The organism is Mojavia sp., from assembly GCF_059505145.1.
In genome coordinates, this window is the sequence record NZ_JCACKA010000071.1 from 63739 (window position 1) to 83305 (window position 19567).

General features: G+C 42.9%; 19 protein-coding genes and 2 pseudogenes. 8 read left to right on the plus strand and 13 right to left on the minus strand.

The annotated features are described in order from the left end of the window. Nucleotides 1-80: 80 nt before the first annotated feature. The 4 genes from AC5JL8_RS17855 to AC5JL8_RS17870 form a co-directional block, all read right to left on the minus strand. Complete coding sequence (locus AC5JL8_RS17855; protein ID WP_495881029.1) at nucleotides 81-1520, minus strand: alpha/beta hydrolase family protein; 1440 nt, start codon at nucleotides 1518-1520, stop codon at nucleotides 81-83. A gap of 393 nt (nucleotides 1521-1913) precedes the next feature. Then, on the minus strand, nucleotides 1914-2060 hold the full coding sequence (locus AC5JL8_RS17860) for a hypothetical protein (RefSeq protein ID WP_495881030.1): 147 nt from the start codon (nucleotides 2058-2060) through the stop codon (nucleotides 1914-1916). Nucleotides 2061-2073: 13 nt separating this feature from the next. After that, nucleotides 2074-2373: a hypothetical protein gene (locus AC5JL8_RS17865; protein WP_495881069.1), complete on the minus strand. Its 300-nt coding sequence runs from the start codon at nucleotides 2371-2373 to the stop codon at nucleotides 2074-2076. Then, nucleotides 2352-2498: a hypothetical protein gene (locus AC5JL8_RS17870; RefSeq protein ID WP_495881031.1), complete on the minus strand. Its 147-nt coding sequence runs from the start codon at nucleotides 2496-2498 to the stop codon at nucleotides 2352-2354. Before AC5JL8_RS17870 ends, AC5JL8_RS17865 begins: the two co-directional genes overlap by 22 nt. 29 nt (nucleotides 2499-2527) lie before the next feature. On the opposite strand from AC5JL8_RS17870, the pseudogene AC5JL8_RS17875 reads away from it, so the two are divergent. Further along, nucleotides 2528-2771, plus strand: a pseudogene (locus tag AC5JL8_RS17875) (IS1/IS1595 family N-terminal zinc-binding domain-containing protein); the annotation flags it as partial. Nucleotides 2772-2922: 151 nt separating this feature from the next. On the opposite strand, the gene AC5JL8_RS17880 reads toward AC5JL8_RS17875, so the two are convergent. The 4 genes from AC5JL8_RS17880 to AC5JL8_RS17895 all read right to left on the minus strand — a co-directional run bounded on the left by AC5JL8_RS17880 (nucleotide 2923) and on the right by AC5JL8_RS17895 (nucleotide 9546). After that, nucleotides 2923-6141 carry an efflux RND transporter permease subunit gene (locus AC5JL8_RS17880; RefSeq protein WP_495881032.1) on the minus strand — a complete coding sequence of 1073 codons (3219 nt, stop codon included), beginning with the start codon at nucleotides 6139-6141 and terminating at the stop codon, nucleotides 2923-2925. Further along, nucleotides 6138-7466 (minus strand): efflux RND transporter periplasmic adaptor subunit, encoded by a 1329-nt coding sequence (locus AC5JL8_RS17885; protein WP_495881033.1) that lies wholly within the window; start codon nucleotides 7464-7466, stop codon nucleotides 6138-6140. Before AC5JL8_RS17885 ends, AC5JL8_RS17880 begins: the two co-directional genes overlap by 4 nt. A 20-nt stretch (nucleotides 7467-7486) precedes the next feature. Beyond that, nucleotides 7487-8386, minus strand: coding sequence for a phosphotransferase (locus tag AC5JL8_RS17890; protein WP_495881034.1), 900 nt, complete (start codon nucleotides 8384-8386; stop codon nucleotides 7487-7489). Between the two features lie 569 nt (nucleotides 8387-8955). After that, the gene (locus tag AC5JL8_RS17895) at nucleotides 8956-9546 is read right to left on the minus strand and encodes an SRPBCC family protein (protein ID WP_495881035.1); all 591 of its coding nucleotides are present in this window, start codon (nucleotides 9544-9546) and stop codon (nucleotides 8956-8958) included. A gap of 25 nt (nucleotides 9547-9571) precedes the next feature. On the opposite strand from AC5JL8_RS17895, the pseudogene AC5JL8_RS17900 reads away from it, so the two are divergent. Then, nucleotides 9572-9763, plus strand: a pseudogene (locus tag AC5JL8_RS17900) (transposase); the annotation flags it as partial. A gap of 206 nt (nucleotides 9764-9969) precedes the next feature. Here the strand turns inward: AC5JL8_RS17900 and AC5JL8_RS17905 are convergent. Both AC5JL8_RS17905 and AC5JL8_RS17910 read right to left on the minus strand, forming a co-directional pair. After that, on the minus strand, nucleotides 9970-10644 hold the full coding sequence (locus AC5JL8_RS17905; protein ID WP_495881036.1) for a PEP-CTERM sorting domain-containing protein: 675 nt from the start codon (nucleotides 10642-10644) through the stop codon (nucleotides 9970-9972). Nucleotides 10645-11184: 540 nt separating this feature from the next. Next, nucleotides 11185-11559 carry a DUF4870 domain-containing protein gene (locus tag AC5JL8_RS17910; RefSeq protein ID WP_495881037.1) on the minus strand — a complete coding sequence of 125 codons (375 nt, stop codon included), beginning with the start codon at nucleotides 11557-11559 and terminating at the stop codon, nucleotides 11185-11187. A gap of 404 nt (nucleotides 11560-11963) precedes the next feature. Here AC5JL8_RS17910 and AC5JL8_RS17915 point away from each other — a divergent pair, with 404 nt between their 5' ends. From AC5JL8_RS17915 to AC5JL8_RS17925, 3 genes are all read left to right on the plus strand, one after another. After that, entirely contained in the window at nucleotides 11964-12224 is a 261-nt protein-coding gene (locus tag AC5JL8_RS17915; RefSeq protein ID WP_495881038.1) for a hypothetical protein, read from the plus strand. A gap of 329 nt (nucleotides 12225-12553) precedes the next feature. Beyond that, the gene (locus AC5JL8_RS17920) at nucleotides 12554-12877 is read left to right on the plus strand and encodes a VanZ family protein (protein WP_495881039.1); all 324 of its coding nucleotides are present in this window, start codon (nucleotides 12554-12556) and stop codon (nucleotides 12875-12877) included. Between the two features lie 152 nt (nucleotides 12878-13029). Beyond that, complete coding sequence (locus tag AC5JL8_RS17925; RefSeq protein ID WP_495881040.1) at nucleotides 13030-13686, plus strand: class I SAM-dependent methyltransferase; 657 nt, start codon at nucleotides 13030-13032, stop codon at nucleotides 13684-13686. Nucleotides 13687-13763: 77 nt separating this feature from the next. Here AC5JL8_RS17925 and AC5JL8_RS17930 read toward each other — a convergent pair whose 3' ends face one another. Beyond that, a complete protein-coding gene (locus AC5JL8_RS17930) occupies nucleotides 13764-13991 on the minus strand; it encodes a cytochrome P450 (RefSeq protein ID WP_495881041.1) in 228 nt (75 codons plus the stop codon). A gap of 113 nt (nucleotides 13992-14104) precedes the next feature. Here AC5JL8_RS17930 and AC5JL8_RS17935 point away from each other — a divergent pair, with 113 nt between their 5' ends. Next, entirely contained in the window at nucleotides 14105-15658 is a 1554-nt protein-coding gene (locus tag AC5JL8_RS17935) for a galactose oxidase-like domain-containing protein (protein WP_495881042.1), read from the plus strand. 221 nt (nucleotides 15659-15879) lie between these two features. On the opposite strand, the gene AC5JL8_RS17940 is transcribed toward AC5JL8_RS17935, so the two are convergent. Together AC5JL8_RS17940 and AC5JL8_RS17945 are read right to left on the minus strand one after the other, a co-directional pair. Then, nucleotides 15880-16005, minus strand: coding sequence for a hypothetical protein (locus tag AC5JL8_RS17940; protein ID WP_495881043.1), 126 nt, complete (start codon nucleotides 16003-16005; stop codon nucleotides 15880-15882). 105 nt (nucleotides 16006-16110) lie between these two features. After that, complete coding sequence (locus AC5JL8_RS17945; protein WP_495881044.1) at nucleotides 16111-16536, minus strand: hypothetical protein; 426 nt, start codon at nucleotides 16534-16536, stop codon at nucleotides 16111-16113. Nucleotides 16537-17070: 534 nt separating this feature from the next. Between AC5JL8_RS17945 and AC5JL8_RS17950 the strand changes: the two genes are divergently transcribed. Together AC5JL8_RS17950 and AC5JL8_RS17955 are read left to right on the plus strand one after the other, a co-directional pair. Next, the gene (locus AC5JL8_RS17950; protein ID WP_495881045.1) at nucleotides 17071-17721 is read left to right on the plus strand and encodes a class I SAM-dependent methyltransferase; all 651 of its coding nucleotides are present in this window, start codon (nucleotides 17071-17073) and stop codon (nucleotides 17719-17721) included. A gap of 5 nt (nucleotides 17722-17726) precedes the next feature. Continuing rightward, nucleotides 17727-19349: a cyclic peptide export ABC transporter gene (locus AC5JL8_RS17955; RefSeq protein WP_495881046.1), complete on the plus strand. Its 1623-nt coding sequence runs from the start codon at nucleotides 17727-17729 to the stop codon at nucleotides 19347-19349. Nucleotides 19350-19567: the final 218 nt, after the last annotated feature.

Genomic DNA, 19567 nt, shown 5'->3' on the forward strand with positions numbered 1-19567 from the left:
ATGGGCAGGGGAGAGAGTTTTGCCACTGCACAGATGCACGTTTATCACAACTGATCAGCCGGACATAATATTAGTGAATGTTAGAGTTTGATTTTAGTTAATTTGTGCTTACGTCTGCATATCATTCCTATTGCAAATAATGAGAAGAATCCCCCTAGAACCTTAGCTTGAGTTTGTTTCACAATAAAAGCTCGATAATTCACTTGTTTTCTATAGTTGTAGGCTAAACAATCAATAGGTGGATAATTATCATTTTTGAGATATTTGTCAAAGAAAGCTAAGTGATAAGCTTTGATAATTTTGTTTGCTTCAGCCGGGTCAATTATGCGTAATTGTCCTTGAATCTGTTGTGAAAATAGTTTTAATAATAAAGGTAGATCAGCAAAATCTTGGTGTTCTGAACCCTTAATTGAAACATCGTAACCATCATTTTTTAGCTTTCGCCAAATTGCATCAATCTCTTTATTTGATGAATCAGGAAAGGGTTGATGCAGCAGCATAAAAGGTTGATTCAGTTTCTGCGCTAAAATGATCTCAGGTTGCCAACCATCCATCCCAATTCCAGCTTTTAATCGCTGCTCACGGCTAAGTGCCAGCATAGAAGTTTGCCCGCCCAGAGAGTGGCCAGTAATACCAACTTTTTGCAAATCTAAGCGTCCCGTCAAAATACCTTTAGGGTCACTAGTATTAATTTTTTGCAGTTCATCAAGTAAAAAGCTGACATCGGCAGCACGAATATTTACAAGTAAGTCTACAGTGCGCTTAAATTTGTTTGGATCTGTTGATGACAAATCCGCCAGAATTTGCGGATCTGCATAAATAGTCTGATCTGAAAACACAGTAACAGCAGCATCGTAAGTATGAAAAATATTAACCACTATATAGCCGTGACTAGCTAGTTCTTCCCCCAAAGTAGTGTGTAGCTCAGGAAACCCTGCGCTACCTTGATGAGATAAAAAAATGACGGGATAACTGAATTTTTGAGAAGCAAGAGGCGCGTTAGGAATCGCATGAGTACGAATTACGCTAATTAAATGAGAGAAGTTTTTAGCAATATCTGGTGGTACATTGGGCAAATTTTTGACTAACTCAGCAGCAAATTGTACTGCCTCAGATTCCATGTAAGGCGCGGGTGTTTTTCCTGGAGATACTTTAGCGGGATACCATATTTGAGCTTTAAGCCGCCGCTTATCTATCAAATTATTTGTAGTAATAACTTCATCTCGATTAAAATCGGTGAATTCGTAAGTAACTGTGCCTACTTGGTATTTTCCTGTTAAGTTTGGTAATTTAATAGTAAGTTGTTTGTTTGAACTGATTTTTTCAAACTTTAAGAATTTATTGGTATGTGTATTAGCTAACGTATTTATAGAATTACTACCAATAAAAAGCGTAATGATTGTAATAGCCAAAAAAACTTGATTTAAAAAAATAATTGGCTGAGAAAGAAGTTGCTTTTTGCAAAAAGTTTTCTTTATTGTTTGCTGAAACATATTCATTTGCACCATTGCTAGATTCATTGTGTAAAAGTTATAGCAGTCGAAACATAGATAATCGCAAAGACTAATTATCAAGCATGGACACTGAGCGACTTTAAAGTCTGTCCCCTGTTCCCTGCTATAAATGGCAACTACTGGGTAATTACTTTTAAATTTACGTAACTATTTCACTAAAGTTATTCAAATATAAGCAATTACCAGCAATGGTATTAACTATATCTAAAATAAAAATTATTTATCAGCTAATGGGCATTAGCAAATTCATTAGTAAGCATAACTGATATCTTGCATCTACCGAGATAAACACTGGATGTTTAAACGATGCTTTAGAAGAACTGGGTAATATAGCCAAGACTTACGCACTTGAACAAAAAGATACCCAACTTTTTTAAAAGTCGGATATCGAAGAGCTTACTAACTTTTATATTGCTCTGGGGGAATATGCGATCGCCCTGTAATAGCTTCAATAACAGAATTATCGGGTGCGTAGATGCTCTTAGCGGCTTGTCGCAGACATCGCTCCGCTCGGTCACTGCCTGCTGACTGTTGACTAATGACCAATGACCGATGACCATCAAGCAGTAACCACAGCTTTCTTAGAGAATGCCCCCGCTTTCTTGAGTGCCGCGGCCGGATTCGGGTGTGCGAAAAACTCATCAATTGCTCCCTTTAACTCCGCAGCCACCGCAGGATCGTGACAGGCGTAAACGTAGACTGGTTGTTGAGTGCCGTTTACTAATCGGTTTTCTTGGCGATCACCCAGATGTGGGTAAAATGTCCTTGTTTTTTTTGTTCCAGAACCAAGACGCACCAGACGGTCTCTTAGAGAAAAGCTATCCGTGAATACTTGCTCTACATGAATCGCTGCCCCCAAGAATCACTGGGACTTTCTTGCCCATAATTTAAAGCGATCGCTACCGGACAGGGAATACGCTCGCTCCTGCCACAAATGGCAGTAACCCGAATGGCACGCTTGTTAAGGAAAATCAGGCGTTGCATGATGGAGTATGAATTTTGGGTGCTGGAATATGAATTGTCCAAGTTATGATGCCAGCCATATCCGTAAAAACGGGAGAAAAAATGGTAAGCAGAATTACATATGTGTGGGCTGTGGTCGCCAGTTTATTGATAACTACGAACCCTCAAGAACTTACAGCAATGAGATCAAGGAAGAATGCTTAAAAATGTATCTCTCTTGTCTTGGGTTTTAGAGGCATTGAACGTGTAAAAGGGGTTCATCATACGACGATCATCACTTGGGTCAGGCAATTGTCTTTGATGCAGTTTCATGGAAGCGATGCCTACGGCGGTAAACTACGCCGATAAAGTTCATCGCAAAGAGCGATCGCAGTGTGGAAAAAACTTATAAACACTCTCCCTTTTCCCCCTTGGCCCCAACCGACCAATGTAAGACAACCTTAAATCAATTTTGTCCAATAATCTTTGAGCGATCGCGTGAAAAATCATGCAACAGTGCCATCAATGCCGGAACCACAGTCGGGGTGAGGATTGTGGAAAACGCTAAACCTCCGGTTAAGGCAATTCCTAGACCTTGATACAGTTCAGATCCCTGTCCTGGAAAGATTGCCAAGGGAACCATGCCTAGAATGCTCGTACCTGCTGACATAAAAATAGGACGGAGGCGATCGCGTGTCGCATTGTAGAGCGATTCATCGTACTTTTGCCCCTCCTCCTGAAGCTGTAGCACTCGCTCCACAATCAAGATAGCGTTATTCACCACTACTCCAGTCAAAATCAAAAACCCCAATCCGGTAATCATATCCAAAGGCACAATCACACCAGGAATCCAGTTGGCAACAACCAGACTTAGCAATGCTCCTGTCAATCCCATTGGTACTGTTGCCATAATCACCAGTGGATAGAGGAATGAACGATACAGGGCAACCAGTAGCAAATAGGTGATAATCACCGAAAATACAAAAGCAGAGGCGAGTTGTCCGACGGTTTCCGAAAGGCGATCCGCAGATCCAGCCAGTTCCACGCGAAATGCCGGCGGCAATTTGGTTCGTAATGGTGCGAGGATTTGATTTTCAGTTTGATTGACAAGTTTTCCTAATGGTGCATCTGGAGTCAAGCTCACCGTTAGAGTAGTAGAACGTTCTAAATCCACATGATTAATCACACCGGGCCCGGTTGTTTCGCGAACAGTTGCCACATCTGCAAGCTGAACTTGTCCCCCTTGAAAGCTAGTCATTGATTGCTGACTATTCCCTGCTTGCTGCGCTTGAGGAATTTGAGAACTGTACAGCGACAACTGGCGCAACTGTTCAGGTGTTTTGACAAAGATATTTTGCAACTGTACAGTAACATCCAGTTCTTCTTTACCATCCACAAACTCAGAGGCAAAGCGTCCTCCCAGCGCCGCTTCGACCATCGCCCCAACCTCCGATTCTGACAAACCGACTTCGGAAAGTCGCACACGGTTAGGAATGACTTGCAGTTGGGGAGCGCCGTTAATAGAGTTAGAGCGAGCATTCGCAACTCCCGGCAAGGCTGAGATTTGTTGAGTCAACTGTTGCTCTAGCTCCCCAAGTTGTTTCAGGTCTGGCCCAATGATCTGCACCTCAAAGGATTTACCCGGGTCATTGAAGATGGGAAACCGGATTGGAAACATGAATTTGTAGCCTGGATAACCAAAGCTTTTACCAGCCAAGCGTTCTACCATCTGGGCTAGCCCGCTACCCGTCGCTGATTCTGGCTTGAGGCTGATGCCAATCCCGCGAAACTGCGGAAAGTTGACAAAAAATGTGTTGGCGATTTCAGATTGCTCTTTCAGGAATCCTCTGGGAGGTGCAGACAGTTTGACTGCCTCTGGGACACTGGTTCCGGGAAACGTCTCGGTCAACCAAAACACAAAATTGAGGTTGCCTTCTGGTAAATAGTCCGCTGGAGGCAGCAAGACAATACTGGAAGCTAGCAAAACAATCGGAATAGAGAGCAATGCAAGTCTGCGCTTGAGCCGACGCGGGCCTAGCGCCCAACCTACCGTTGCCAATAAAAAGCTTTCTAACTTGCTTTGCAGCCGTCGAAACCCGAACGAAGTCTGCATGATTGATCGCTCTAGCCAGTTGCCGCTACTTTGTAGTTGGGAATCGCTGGCGTTTCCTAATTGGAACGTTTGCTGTGCTTCTGCTGGGTTGAGAAACAGACTCGCTAACATTGGTAGCAACGTCAATGATGCAAACATTGATAATACAGCAGCAGCCGTAATTGTAATTGCCATATCGACAAACAACTGTGCGACTTCGCCTGTCACCAGCACCAGGGGCGCAAATACTGCCACGTTTGCCAATGTTGCCGCCAAGATTGCCCCGCCGACTTCTTGCGTCCCATCAATCGCCGCTTGCAGGCGACTTTTACCCTGCTGCATGTGGGTAAAGATGTTTTCAATGACGACGATCGCGTTATCGACCACCATCCCCGCCGCAAATCCCAATGCTGCCAAACTGATGATGTTGAGCGATCGCCCCAGCACTGCACTGACGATGAACACCACGATCATCGCAATCGGAATGCTAATGGCAACAACAACAACGGTGCGGAGTGAACCCAAAAACAGTAGCAATACTGCGATCGCCAACACTCCACCTGTAATTAAATCACCCCGGACGTTAGACACCGACTGGTCAATGTACGTGCTTTCATCGTAAAGAATCTCAAACTCAACTCCTTCCCCCTGGCGATCAAATTGCCTTGCCAAATTCGCTAATGCAGCGCGGACTCCCCTAGAGACTTGCGGCACATTCGCGCCTACCCGACGGATGATGCCAATTCCGGCAGAGGGAGCATCGTTGAACAGAAAGGCGCTGTCCTGGAACTTGCGCCCCATTTCCACCTCAGCGACATCCCCCAGATATACTGTTCCTGCGTCGTTGCGCCGCAGGACAAAGGTTTTGAGTTGATCTAACTCTTGCGCTCGGTTGACCGTCCGCACCTGATATTCGCGTTTTCCTAGCACCAAGGGCCCGCCCCGAATATCACGATTGTTGGTTCTTAGGGTGTCGGTGATATCGGTGAGGGTAAGATTGCGATCCGATAAGGCTTTCGGATCGACTAATACCTCAACTTCCCGCTCCTGTCCGCCGACAATAAAAAATCGACTCGTCCCTTCGACTCGTCGCAGTGCGGGTTCAATCACTTCCTCAATCAGGTCGCGGTAGCGGTTAGAGTCAGTCTGATAACCGGGTTTGGGCTTCAGTACGATCCACATCATCGGGTTATTGTTGCCGCTAGCAACCTGGACATCAGACTCGCCCGCTTCCTCTGGTAGTTCTTCTAGCTGCTGTAATTTGTTCAGCAGATTGACTAGGCGGGCATCGACATCAGTACCCCAGTCAAACTTGATCGTGATGGTGCTAATCCCTGATAAACTTTGGCTAGTAATTTCCTCAACGCCCTCGATTTCCTCCAGCACATCTTCAATTGGGCGAGTGATCAAATCTTCTACTTCTGCTGGGGCTGCACCGATGTAGGGAGTGGTAATCGTAATTTCTGGGCGATCGCCTCCTGGTTGCAGTTCCAAAGGCAACCTGAACAGGGCAATCAACCCGAACATCGTCAACAGGCAGAATAAAACAAAGGTGCCATGTCGCCAACGGACAGAGGTTTCAATGAAGTTCATGATTCTGGCCTCGTGTTTTGTTCAGCAATCTGCACTGGCGCTCCATGCATCAGCGCTTCACCACCCCGCACCACAACGGGTTGCCCGACTTGCAATTGACTGCTAGAAATCGCCATTGTTTCGCCCATGTCAACGACTAGTTTCACGGGTATTTGGGCTGCTTTGCCATTGGCAACGGTGTAAACCAGCCAATTGTCATCGCGCTGCACCAAAGCATCGCGGGGGACGACAAAGCTATTCGGCTCAACCTGCAACTGTAGCTCTGCGGCGATCGCCATTTTGGGCAATAAATTCTGGGGTGGATTCTGCAATCGCACCCTTACCATTTGCCGCCGTGATGCTGCATTAGCCGCCGGAACCACACCGCTAATTGTGGCGCGTTTTTGCCAGTTGGGAATCGCACGGGCAGTTAGTTCTACAGGTAAACCAGGGGTAATACTGCCGCTGAGTTGCTCTGGTAATTCCAAAAAGACATCTAACTCGTTGCTATTCACCAGAGTTAGCACTGGATCGCGACTCTCGACCAAATCCCCCACACTCACTTCGCGTGATCGCACAATTCCCGCTGCCGGAGCTTTAACTTCTGTCCGCGCCAAAGTAAGTTGTGCCTGATTAACCGCAGATACGGCGGCGGCGACGCTAGCTTTTTGAGCCGCAATTTCTTCACGGGTAGGGCCAGCTGTGGCTTCCGCTAGGGCTGCTTCTACTTTCAAGCGTTCGGCTCTTGTCGCATCTACCGTAGCCCTTTCCTCTAATAGCGCCCTCTCGCTGATTGCCCCTGCTGCCACTAACTCTTGATAACGTTTAAGGTTCTGCTGTGCTTCCCGTTCTCGTGCTTGCACAGAGCGAAGTTCCGCTCGACGCTGGGCAATAATTTCCGGTCGGGTGCCTACTTCCAAACGTGCCAGTTCGCTGCGCGCCTGGGCCAGCTTTGCTTGTGCTTCTGCCAATGCTAGCTGCTGATCCGCATCGTCTAACGTGGCGATCGTCATTCCCGGCTTAACGCGATCGCCCACCTCTACCAAAACCCTCTCGACTGTCCCGGCAGTTTGGGTGCGGAGTGTGGCACTTTTACTGGCCTCTACTTGTCCTAATAACTGGATGCGTCTAATACCTTCACCTCGTTTCAGAGCAACGGTTTCTACTGTTGTTGGCGGAAATCCTTGAGCCATTTGCGAAGATGCTGAGTTGCTGATAGGAGTAACTGTCCGCCAAACTACCACACCGCCACCCACTACTAGCAGAAGTGTTAGCAGTCCAAGTTGTACTCGGCGAGATGGCACTGAAGGTTTTGATGATGAACCCTGGGATTGAGAAGTTTTCATAGTGAACGAAGCAGCTAAGATTAGTTGCGGGGTATGGGTTCTATTCGTTGAGAGGGTGCTTGTGCATCACGTAGGTTATTGAGCATGACTTTGGCATGAACAGCCCAGTCAGGAAACTCTGATAATAATGCATAAACCCAAACAATCGCGTGAAGTTGTCGCATCTTGATGTATGGCTCCAGTACAGTAGAGTCAGGTGCGTTGGGATAAGCTGATTTCCCTGCGTCATCAAGGTTGATCAAGTCCCAGGCGACGTGCCCCCTGCAAGTGTCCTCAAAGTCGTTCCACAGCCATCCTTCTGCTGTGGGGATTAAATTTAAAGCATTGGCATCTCCATGCAATGGTTGTAGTTGATCGGTTGTTAACTGCGGCAATAAGCGATCATAAGTCTCTTGCAGCAATGTTAAATCACTTGTAGTTAGAATATTGCCTGCCTGTTTTAGCCGTTCCAGCCCGCGGGGAATATCGTTTAGGGGTGGTGCTAATAAAGGTAGATCGTCAGGGTAATCGTGCAGCAGGGCGTGTAATTCAGCCAGCATTCGGCCGATGATTTTAGGATCTGGCAGGCTATCAGATATAGGTTGGACATAGTGCCAGAAGGTCATAAACAATCCGTCATGCTGATGCGGGATTGCTGGTAAGTGATCGCTGGGTGCAATCACTGGAGCAACCTGTGAAGCTAGAAACTTAGCCACAGAAATTTCCCGTGCCAGCCAGGATTCGATTGGAGAACGGAGTACAGCAGTGACGGTACTGACACGAGCAACAATCGGTGCAGGATGTAAATAAACCCGCACTGAATAAGCATTATTCAGCACTTGGGGAGCCTCAACCTTTACACCGTAGGCAGAAGCAACCGATACAGCTGCTGCGACTGCCCGTGCTGTGAGTGCGGTGCGGTTTGCATTGTCAGGTGACATGATGAAGATTTTGTGGTTTGTAGCGTGTGACTCATAAGTAGTTGAACAAAATTAAATTCATTCGTGGAGACAGAAAACAACGAACAGGACGAAAATCTGTATGATTAATTCTATTTAAGTATTTAGCAAGCAAAGTATCTTTTTAAACTATACTACAAAAGCTACAAATGTAGTTTGACAGTTAAATCTGCCCATTGAGTCTATCTAAAGAATGGTTTTTTCTAGTTCTGTGCTGTATTCATCTCATGGCGTTCGATGATATCAAATAAGTGATTTTTGCTTGATTTCTAAGGTCGAGTCACCAATTCTAAGGGTTGATACTTGATGTAGAGGGATATGCAGGCTATGAATAGAGAACATGATATTTCCCCTATTTGATAGAGTTTTGCCACAGTGCTTCTTAGGGTAGCAATTGCCTCCTTCTTCCGCTTCACCCAATCAGGTGAAGCAGAAATTTATGTATATTGTTCTCTGCAAATTTTCTTGTGTTCAAAGATTTCGCTACACAGGAAAAAGCAGCGATCGCGTTCATTGCCATTCAATATTTGCTGCTATCCTTTGTAAGAGTGTTATGCCATTGATTGGAGGAGTTCTTCAAGACAGTTGAGAGTCTCGCCCAGTCCCTCTTCCATACCAGATTGGAGATGCCCATCCCGCTGCTCTCTTGACTGGTGTTGGATGTGAATATGCAGCGTTGTTTTTCCGTCAATTTCAGTCAGGGTTAGCGTATTCAAGTGGTCGCTATTGGGGACTGGTTTATAGATTTCGGTACTAACCAATCGTTCTGGTGGCACAATTTCACGATATTCTCCTGAAAATGCGTGTTCAATGCTGTTTTTGGAGTCATGTAAGACATAGCGCCAAGCACCACCCACGCGCAGTTCGATTTCGCAAACAGTCATTGTCATACTGCTACAACCCCCAAACCAGCGCTGAACGTGTTCGGGTTGAGTCCAGGCCTCAAAGACAAGTCTGCGCGGAGCATTAAAGACGCGAGTCACGACGATTTCCCGATCTGATGGCAATGTTATTGTGAAACCATTCTGCTGCTGTTGGACTTGCTTCGCCAGAAATTCGTCAAGGCAATCGAAACTGGAGTTCCACCCAGCAACAACACCCATCTCTTCGTGCTTGCGGCGATCGCTAGCAGATTCATGCACAATCTGAAGTGTGAGTGAACACGTTCGTGTTGAGGTGATTGAAAGGATATCGAAAACATTTGAGCGATTGCCGAAACGATGGATTGTAGAACGCACATTTGGGTGGCTCAATCGATTTCGGCGTTTGAGTAAGGATTATGAGTTGTACACAGAGTTAAGTGAAGCAATGATTTATGGCTCATTGATTCGTCTGATGGTCAAGCGTATGGCATCTTAAGCTTTTATTTACGAATCAGCTCTTAATACAAATGTTTCCCCATCCAAACGGAAAAGGGAAACAAATAAAATAGCTGATGAAACTGGTTGGCGCTAGATATAAATTTATCCAATGCTTCAAAGGCTAATAATTTATAGAAGTCCAACTGTATTTTGGTTAAGACAGTTTCAAAATAGCAAAATTCAGAATCCTAAATTTTTCCTAAATTAAGCTTTGATATTTTCTAGTTTCTCATTTTTGCTATTCTTCCGTGTCAACAAGCCAGCAATTCCAAAAGCCATAACACCAACGATAGTACCTGGTTCAGGAACGCTTTGGGAGATAGGACTGCTATTTACGTAGCTATCACTAGCTCCTCCTGGAAGACTGCCAACATGAATACCTACTTGCAAGGTACGCGCATTTAGAGCAGCAATAACATTATTATAATTAGCAGTGAAACTAACGCCTAAAGTTTCACCTGGTTGCAATGAATTGCTGTTTTTTCCAGATTTTCCTCCGCCAAAAGTTGTACCATCCCATCCGAGAATATTATTACTTTGTGATAAATTTTGGGGATTGCCATTGAAGTTTACAGTACCAACATTGCCCACATTGACCATCATATTAGACAAAAGTCCAGATACACTATTGTCAATGCTGAACGCAAACTGTTTAAGGGCATGCTCAACAGAACCTGTGTTAGAAAATTGGAACAGAACTGTATCGCTGCTACTTTGAATCACATCAAATGAGAAGTTGGAATTGTAAGCATCGCCAACTGTATCACCACCAGCGATATTGCTAAAACCAAAAGTCACAGCAGAAGCTGGCATAGAAGTCGTAGCCAGGACAACAGATGTTGTGATCAAAAAAGCAGGAATTAATGATGCAACCTTCATTTTAAGCAAAGAATTATAAACCTATGTATTGAAAGTAAGGTTTATAACCAGGTAAAGCAACTGTATATATGCTATCTTTTCGCTTTATGTTAATTATACTGAAAATTTAATCTTTTAAATAAACCATTTAAATAATAGATATTTCTATTATTTTTGTATATAAAATTAAGCCCAAACACGGTAATTTGTTTACATTATAAGGATTTTAAGATTTTATATAAATAAATATATAAACTAAAACTTAATAGCTATTTATAGATCCAATATAAAAATACAGTAAAAAAAGATTAAACTTTTATAGTTAACTTAGTAATCATACTGAAAAATATTAGCTCTCAAATTAAAATTTTAAGTAATTTCCAGCGAGAGATAATAATTAAATAACCTACGAATACCAGAGTTTACCGAAATCCATCTTTTATGTAATATTTGATGAGAATAATTATTTAAAGCGATCGCACCATTAAAATAAAAACAAAAAAAAGGGATAGTTGTCTCCATCCCTTTTGCCAAAGCAAAATTTATCTTGAGTCGATAAAATTAGAAAAGTCTAAAAATAAACGGATAACGAAACGGTTCATCTGGCTGAGTGAGACAATGATAAATTGCCCAAATTGTCAATCCCCAGTGCAGTGCAAAGCCCAAAGCAACAACGGGAAAAAATAAAATTCCGCCAATACCAAAAGTAAGCCAAGATAAAATTCCTAGTGGGACACCAATTAAAGTTGCCCAGAACCAAACATTGAAGTGAAAATTAATCGATTCTTTGGCGTTACTTTTAACAACTGGGTCGTCGTAAAGTAAATTTATGGCTATTGGAACTCCAATCGAAAACAATGCTGTACTAAAGAAAATCGCCCCATGACACAGAGAGGATAGCAATTTACGCTTATCAGAATCGTATGTAACTTGCATCCTGGTGGCTCCTCCACTTGCTTTATAGTTTTGATTGTAACGGTCAATTAATAACTTTAGTATTGCAGTTTACCGTACTCCAGACGTTTTGTGGCTTTACCTTGAGATAGATTAACTTTGACTGCGAATTGCCACCTATAGCTCATGAGGTTTACCGAACCCCCACAATAGAATTAAAATTGGCAGTAAACAAGCGTAAATCTCTTACTTGCTTGCTGGGGGTGAATATCTCAACTTAGCACCAGCAGCCTGAGAAACAGCTAAAACCAGATTTCGTATTAGACGGAGAGTTTAAGTTAATATCCTGTATGGTAAAAATCTTGGTTGTGATACAACTAACATGAAAGTATCAAGTAGGGTAGGCGATGCTAACCCTACGAATTATTTTATCAAGGTGGTAGAAAATGGGTCGCTTAAATCCCTACACGCTACAAATGCAGATTACTCGCATGTTTGAGCAAGGGCAATCATTCTTCGCCACAACCAAGGTACAAGAATGGTTGAAAGAACGCAATCATGATCCACTAGACTATGACATTATCTTCCATAAAAAACCGGCTCCCCCTGGTTCTAAAGAAGTAATGGTAGTGGAAATTGAATTACGTCGCAAAGATGGACAGCCTGTAGATCCTTGGTTGCAAGAACAAGCCAACCTTCATGCCTAATTTTGCTAGATTACAGGCATTTTACAGACCTAAAATGTTTAACTTAGATTCACATTAATTTAACATATTTTATTAAAAAAGGGTGTTCTAATTGCGGAATACTCTTTTTTATTCTTGAAGCTATAGGACTCATATTTGATTTTTGAACAAAATTCAGTACACCTTTATTCCTTCTTCCCAGTCCCCAGTCCCCAATCCCCAGTCCCTTACCTCTACGAGTGATTCAGAAATCAAATCGGATTGCTATATAATACATGTTTTGTTTAAGCAATAACATGAAATCTAACCGCTTTTGGGTCATGGCTTTTTGGTTTTACTTAGGAATACTGATGACAATCATTATTTCTGCTTACATGAAAATTTTACCCGTCAAAAATTCAGTTATTCCATTTTATGACACAATTGGGCATTTTATATTAATAGGTATAGGAGCTTTTTTAAGTCATTTGGCACTCAAGAAGCGGGCAATTATTTTTTTTAGTATTCCTATTCCTCTAGCAGCAATTTTAGTTAGCCTGTTCACTGTGACTGAAGAATTTCTCCAAAAATTTTCACCCAACCGGACATTTGATTTAGTTGACTTAACTGCTGACCTCTGCGGTATAGTTTTATTTACTTGGTTAGCACAAAAAAAATCTCTGAAAAATTCTTAAGCAAACCTTGATTTATAAATTAATCTGATTTTGGCATCTGTTAATTATCCAAAATCACCCAACCAGGTGAGTCCACTGGCTGAGGTCAATTTTTCATAGCAAATTGTAATCTGAGATAAGCAAGAGAGGCAAAATACTAGGAAATATATAAAATGGCTGTAAACCAAAGTTGTGGAAAATCACCAAATCATATTTGCAGCAATTGTGGCAAACGCCTATTTGCTTGGATGATGGCTAAAGGTAGCGCTGGATATGAGAAAGTAGTAAGCGATCGCAAACGTTCTTTATTCGCCAACCTGCACGGCAATGTTTTAGAAATTGGCCCTGGAACTGGCCCCAATCTACCCTATTACCCTCAAGATATTCACTGGGTAGGAATTGAACCAAACCCCTTCATGCATTCTTATCTTCAACAAGAAGCAGAAAAGCTGGGCTTAAATATCGACCTTCGCACTGGTACTGCTGAACGCATAGACGCTGACGATAACAGCATGGATGCTGTTGTTAGTACCTTAGTATTATGTTCAGTACCGAATCTTGATGCTACATTACAAGAAGTTTTAAGAGTTCTCAAACCAGGTGGACGCTTTTTATTTATTGAACACGTCGCCGCAGAACGTGGAACTCGGTTGCGACGCGTACAAAGTACAATTCGCCCTATTTGGAAAGTATTGGGTGATGGTTGTAACTGCGATCGCGAAACTTGGGTAGCCCTAGAAAATGCTGGATTTGCCAGCGTAAATTATGAGCATTTTGAAGCACCGTTTCCGATTGTTAGTCCTCATATTATTGGTGTGGCGGCAAAGTAAGCAAATTGAACCATCCTAACCCTCTGTTTCTTGCTAGAGAGGCATGATGAGTGAAGTTACGCAAATATATGCCATGATTACCGTTTGGCAAGCAACATTTTTATCCGATATTTAGGACGCAACTTCAAAGCAGACCAGGGTGTAACTTCCTGATTTGGCACTAATGTTAACCGGAATTGCTGGGCAATATTTGTCAGCAACAGCACAGTTTCCATAGTTGCAAAGAACTTACCAATGCAAAATCTGGGGTCGCCGCTAAAGGGAAAATACGCAAACGTCAGTAGCCGCTTTGTTAAATCACCCAATCAACGATCAGGGCAAGCCTATACAATACTTTTGTACTATCAATCATCACTTTTCTGTGGTAGTTGGCTAGGTCTTGTTATATTTAGTAATGAAATATAAAGAAGGAGTTTCAATGCGTAGATTATTTCGACCGCAGCAACTTCTTAGTTTGGTATTTGCTTTAATTACAGTTATCGTAATCCTAAGTGGGGTATCAACAAAACAGTTTGTTTTAGCGCAGTCTGGAACAAACCCAGCATTAGTCGGGTCTTGGGCTGGCCCCTATCCATGGCCGCTCGTTCCCATTCATGCAAGTGTAGGCCCCAATGGTAAGGTGATAGCTTGGCAGCGCCCGAAACTGGCTCCAGCCAATACTCCACAAAGCATAGTCTGGGATCCAAACACCAAAGCCTTTACCTCAGTACCGACTGTTGCAACTGATATTTTCTGTGCAGGTCATGCTTTTGCTCCGAGTGGTCGGCTGTTGGTTGCAGGAGGACACGAGGGTTCGCCTACCCCAGATCCTAATCAACAGGCTGATATCGGCTCGAACGACTCTAATGTTTATGACTTCAACACCAACAGTTGGTTTTCATATATCGATAAAATGAACAAGGGTCGGTGGTATCCTACTGTCACCTACCTTGGCAATGGAGAGGCAGCAGTAGTTGCTGGTACTAACAACGACGAACAAGACATCGTTACAATCCCTGAAGTTTGGACTAGCGGTGCAACATACCGCTCCCTCACCGCTGCGCCGCAGAAATTGGACAACTATCCATGGGGCTTCGTAGCACCGAGCGGCAGAGTCTTTTATTCGGGTCCAAATCGAACTACGCGCGTCTTGAATACTGTGGGAACCGGTCAGTGGAGCACAGTGTCAAACAGCAACCTTGGCGATCGCTTCTACGGGTCGTCTGTAATGTACGACAATGGCAGAGTACTGATCGTAGGTGGTGGCCTGGAAAAGTATAGCGGTCTGCCCACAAATACGGCTGAAGTCATTGATGTGGCTGTATCTAACCAGTGGATACCTGTACCTTCGATGGCTTTCCGTCGAAGACATCATAACGCTACGCTCCTGCCGGACGGCAAAATAATTGTCACAGGAGGAACTAGCGGCTCAGGTTTCAACACCGCAATTGAGAACGGTGTAGATCGCACAGTCCTACCCGCAGAGATGTGGGATCCAGCAACGAAGCAGTGGTCTACCATGGCCAGCATGAAAGTTGGACGGTTTTATCACTCGTTTGCAGCGCTACTGCCGGATGGTCGAGTTCTAGTAGGAGGCGGAGGTTTGCCTTTAGCGGCTGGTGAACCGTCAGACGGTAACGATCCGAAAAATCAAGGACATTATGATGTAGAAATCTACTCACCGCCCTACTTGTTCGCTGGAATGCGGCCAACAATCGCCTCCGCCCCCACCAGTGTAAGCTATAGTCAGCAGTTTGCTGTAAACACGCCTGACGCAGCTAACATTACAAGTGTTTCTTGGATACGACTCTCCTCCGTAACCCATGGATTTAATGAAAACCAACGGATCAATCGCCTAAATTATACAAAAACAGCAGGCAGTCTAAACGTTACAGCACCTTCAGACAGGAACTTGTGTCCACCAGGTCACTATATGCTGTTTATTTTGAATAACGGTGTACCTTCTGTAGCCAAGATTGTGCAAATTAGCTAGTGGGTGTTCAGGAATTAAAGTTTTGTCGTTAACCATAACGGGAGTTACGCCAATACGGTTCGGTTAAAGGGGAAAGGGAAAAGGTTTTGAATGTATCCTTTACCCTTTATCCTTTACCCCTTAACCTTTTCTCAGACCACAAGGACAGTGAAGAGTGCTTATCCGAACCATATTGAGAGTTACGCAGGTGAGAGGAAGGCAGGGTAGATCCTCTTTACACTCTACACTCTCATTCCAATTGCGTAACTCCTGTTAACTCTTAGCCATTCCCGTTCCTGCTGCTCCAGCGGCGATCGCTCATTGGTAATCGATAAAGCAAAACTTGCCCCTGCACGCGCTAGGGGCATACCTGTAAATTGGCAATAACTATGTAGCTAAGATTGCGATCGTTCAGTGCTTAGGTTTAAGCGAGCGAGTTGCACATCTAAACGCTCTTGGCGCGCTTTGTGCGATCACTGACTCACACAGGCAAAATCATCTATTTTATTCTTCTTAGAACAAATTGTATTCCGAATTGCTTTCAAATCCTCCTCCTTCTGCTTTAATTTGGTTTCTTTATCCTTCTTAACTTTATCATCCAAATCTTCTGCCAGAAGTATACCGTTTAGAACACTATTAGCAATGTCACGATCTTTTAACTGTGAAAGGGTGATCAAACCTTCCTTTTTAAGCGACTTATCACAATCTTTGGCAATTGCAGCATACTCAGGATACTGTTTAATTTTAAACTTCTCCTCATTATTAATGGCTACATAGGCTGCGTTCTGAAGTATCTCCAAGCAGTAATCAAGACTGTGTGCATACGCTGGCTTGCTAAAGAAAAAATTCAAAGGCAATATAAGCAAAATGAGCGAAAAGCTAACAAATCTGCTAATCATAGTTAAATACCCAGAAAGTAGTTTGCTGCTTGTTAGAAACTAGATTACTTTACGTTACTATAGCGTTTTCTATCCCAGTAATGTACAGGAAGAATAATTAACCACAGATAACCACAGATTAATACAGATAAATACAGACAAATACATACCTCAGCAGACTAGGAAACGCTATATTATAGAGGCAATAGTTTAATTGTTTGACTCAGTAATATTGATGCTGACAAGTCTTATGCTTGCCGCGCAAATATTCTAGTTTATCCTTCCCAAATTGAATATAAAAATTACTAATTTATGCGAGATTAAATTGCTCATGAGTTGCTAACTAAATACCTATCTCAGGTTGAGGCTAGTGTTGTTATCTTTGCTTGAGGATATGCTTTTTTTCACGGCGAAGAAATTATCAGACTTTAGTAATTTGCTATTACTACTTAAAAATTTAAGCTGCTTGTTTGAGTTGAGTAACAATTTAACATTGTTGTAGAGCTACTTTAAATGGCAAGCTAGAACAGTACGATCGCAGCGCAGTGTTCTTTGATGAATCAAACCAACCTCTGGGCTTCTGCTGACCATGCCTTGGCCTATCTTACACAAATAGATAAAATTCCCCATCGTACCGAAGGGGAAGCAGTCTTGCTAGAACACGTCCCCAAGTCTGTGAAGCGCATTCTGGATTTAGGAACTGGAGATGGTCGCTTACTAGCACTACTCAAGTTTGATCGTCCCCAGGCTAAATGTGTCGCAGTTGATTTTTCTGCAACCATGTTGGAGGCGGTCAACACTCGCTTTGCTGGGGATGCAACAGTGGAAGTGATTGCACATAACTTGGATGAACCTCTACCTGAATTAGGTTCATTTGATGCAGTTGTCTCCAGCTTTGCTATTCACCACCTCATCCACGATCGCAAACTTACCCTGTATACAGAAATTTTCCAAATGCTGGAACCTGGTGGTATTTTCTGCAATTTAGAACACGTTGCTTCACCTACTGAGACACTACACGAACATTTTTTACAAACACTTGGTATTGCACCAGAAAACGACGACCCATCCAACAAACTTTTAGACGTAGAAACACAACTGAGTTGGTTGCGAAATATTGGCTTTAGTGATGTAGATTGCTACTGGAAGTGGCTGGAACTCGCATTGTTGATTGGCTACAAACCTAACTCAATATCATTGCCTTAGCGTGGATGAATTTATTTTGGCTTGTTTTACGGGCTTCTAGGTTGCAGATAGCGATCGCTATCTTAACAGGCTTGGTTAGTGGTGGTTCTACCGCCAGATTAATTGGACTAATTAACAGCGCTATCAGTGGTAATTTCACAGATAACTTGGTATGGTACTTTGGGGCATTAGCATTAGTAGTTCTCTTCAACAGCCTCATTTGCCAATTTTTATTAATCAATATTTCCGAAGATGCAGTTTATCGTCTCAGGTTACGCTTGAGTGAAGGAATTTTATCCTCCCCCCTAATAAATTTAGAACAATTAGGCCCTAACCGTCTCATGGCAACTTTAACCGAGGATATAACAACACTATCCAACACGGTTTATGCCATTCCCTTTATCTGCGTTGACATTGCAATTATCGGCGGGTGCTTAATCTACCTCTATTGGCTATCAGGCATAGTATTTGCTGTTACTGTCGGGTTTATCATGGTAGCGGTGGGCAGCATTCAACTATTGATTAACAATGCTCAACATTTTCTGAACTTGGCACGAAATGAACAAGACCGCTTGTTCCAACACTTTCGCACCCTTACCGATGGAATCAAAGAACTTAAACTACACGCCACACGCCGCCAAGAGTTTTTCTCTGAAGAACTGCAAACTAGTGCAGCTATATCCCGCAAACATAATGTAGCGGCCCTCTTAAGCTTTTCGATTGGTCAGGGATGGTCAAATCTGCTGTTTTTTATCTTAGTTGGGTTATTGCTGTTTGCTTTACCTAATTACATAGCTATAGAACGCTCTATATTATCTGCATATGTACTCACTCTTACTTACCTCCTATTGCCAATGCAGAGCATTTTGGACAAACTACAGCAACTGTCTAAAGCCAGTGTAACATTACAAAAAATCGAGAGGATAGGGTTAAAATTAACCGCTGAAACTGAGACTAATTCTGCAATTAAGCTTCCATTAACACAGAATTGGACAAAGCTAGAATTACAACAAGTTACCCATGCTTACCCAGATGAACAAGAAGACAACCATTTTGTTTTAGGCCCGATAGATTTAACTATTTATCCCAGCGAACTAATATTTATCGTTGGTGGTAACGGTAGCGGCAAATCTACTCTAGCTAAAGTGATTACAGGACTTTACATCCCCAATTCTGGGCAAATTAAGTTAGATGACCAAGTAATTGATCATAGAAATCGGGAGTGGTATCGTCAGCAATTTTCTGTAGTTTTTGCTGATTCTTACTTATTTGAGCGTCTTTTAGATACTGGTAATGCTGATTTAGATATCCAAGTTAGGCAATATTTGCGGCTGTTAAATTTAGATAGCAAAGTTAAGATTGTGAAAGGACAATTAACAACAACAGCACTATCCCAAGGACAGCAAAAACGTCTTGTTTTATTAACTGCCTATTTAGAAAATCGTCCGATTTGTTTATTTGATGAATGGGCATCGGAACAAGATCCTAACTTTCGGGAATTTTTCTACAAACAAATACTTTTGAATCTTAAACAACAGGGAAAAACAGTATTTGTCATCAGCCACGACGCTCATTACTTTCCCCTGGCAGACCGGATAATTAAGTTAGATTATGGCAAGGTGGAGTATGACAGTTATAATCCGCTTTAATAATAGACTTCTTGCAAAAATCCAAATAAAACCAAAATAAACCACAAATAAACACCGATTCATATCATGTCCGCTAAATTAGTTGCGATATGTCATTGCGAGTGCAACCAAGTGGAACGACGCAATCCCAATATCTTTGCGATTGCTTCCCTCCGGTCGCAATGACAAGTGTTTAACCGGACATGATATCACACCGATATTTGTCTATACGGCAGTTG